Origin of the sequence: Micrococcus sp. HMSC31B01 (genome assembly GCF_001816085.1) — a bacterium.
Classification (GTDB): Bacteria; Actinomycetota; Actinomycetes; order Actinomycetales; family Micrococcaceae; genus Micrococcus; species Micrococcus luteus.
Genome location: NZ_KV824897.1, coordinates 1 through 1,467 on the forward strand (window position 1 = coordinate 1; position 1,467 = coordinate 1,467).

A 1,467-nucleotide genomic window follows, 5' to 3' on the forward strand; every position below is an offset into this window, starting at 1 on the left:
GGTCCGGGGCGCCCACATCGACTGGTCCTGACCCGCGTCCGGGGGGGCGCCGCCCGTCCACGGGCGCGGGGCCACCGGTTCGCGTGTCCGATCTCGTGGCTATCCTGGAGCGCAGTGCCCGGCACCCCGGCTCGCGGAAGGAACCATGCCCTACACCCCCGGACGTCGTGTCCTCGTCCTGACCCACACGGGCCGCGAGGACGCCATCAGCGCGGCGCTGCAGGCCACCCGCATGTTCGCGGAGGAGGGCCTGGTCAGCGTCATGCTCGAACAGGACGTGGCCGCCATCCGCGCGGCCGCGGGGGACCCCCCGGAGTTCGCGCCGGAGGCCCTCGGGGTCGACTGCGAGCTCGAGGACATCACCCTCGGCCTCGTCCTCGGCGGCGACGGCTCGGTGCTGCGGGCGGCCGACTTCGTCCGCGGCCACAACGTGCCACTGCTGGCGGTGAACCTGGGCCACGTCGGCTTCCTCGCCGAGTCCGAGCGCACCGACCTGCACCGCACCGTCCAGGCGATCGCCTCGGAGTCCTACGTAGTGATCGAGCGCATGGCCCTGGACGTCGTCGTGCTCGTGGAGGGCCGCGAGGTGGCCCGCACGTGGGCCCTCAACGAGGCCTCCGTGGAGAAGTCCCACCGGGAGCGGATGCTCGAGGTGGTCGTCTCCGTGGACAACTCGCCGCTGACGGCCTTCGGCTGCGACGGCGTCGTCCTGGCCACCCCCACCGGCTCCACCGCCTACGCCTTCTCCGGCGGGGGCCCCGTCGTGTGGCCCTCCGTGGAGGCCCTGCTGTGCGTGCCCATCAGCGCCCACGCCCTGTTCACCCGCCCCCTCGTGGTGGGTCCGCGCTCCACGATCGGCGTGGACGTGCTCACCCGCACCCGCGAGACCGGTGTGCTGTGGTGTGACGGCCGGCGCACCGTCGAACTGCCGCCGCAGGCCCGGATCGAGGTGTCCCGGTCGGCGGAGCCGGTGCGCCTGGCCCGTCTCAACCCGACGCCCTTCGCGGAACGGCTCGTGCGCAAGTTCCGGCTGCCCACGGACGGCTGGCGCGGCCCCGTCACCGCCCAGGAGCGGGCGGGCGTGCTCCACGCGGTGGAGACCGTCGAGCCGCGGCACGCGGGGCCGCGTCCCGACGTCGTCGAACCGGCCACCATGCCGCTGTCGGTGCTCTCGCCCGCGGACATCCAGCGCCACCGCGACCGCGGGGCGCGTCACCCCGGGGAGGACGCATGATCGACCATCTGAGGATCTCGGGGCTCGGCGTGATCGGCGAGGCCACCGTGGACCTGGACCCCGGCTTCACCGTCGTCACCGGCGAGACCGGCGCCGGCAAGACCATGGTGGTCACCGCCCTGGGCCTGCTGCTCGGCGCTCGCGCCGACGCGGGCGCGGTCCGCCGGGGCTCGTCCCGTGCCGTCGTGGACGCCGGCGTCCGCCTGCCCGAGGCGCACGCCGCGCTCGCCCTC

Annotated in this window: 2 protein-coding genes; both read left to right on the forward strand. The window is 74.8% G+C overall.

Annotated elements, in window-relative coordinates; translation table 11 throughout:
• The first annotated feature begins 145 nt into the window (after window positions 1–145).
• Window positions 146–1,234, forward strand: a complete 1,089-nt coding sequence (locus HMPREF3105_RS01335; protein WP_036383271.1) for an NAD kinase — start codon at window positions 146–148, stop codon at window positions 1,232–1,234.
• Window positions 1,231–1,467 (forward strand): AAA family ATPase (locus HMPREF3105_RS01340; RefSeq protein ID WP_168167976.1); only part of this gene is annotated, 237 nt, incomplete at its 3' end. The genes HMPREF3105_RS01335 and HMPREF3105_RS01340, both read left to right, overlap by 4 nt.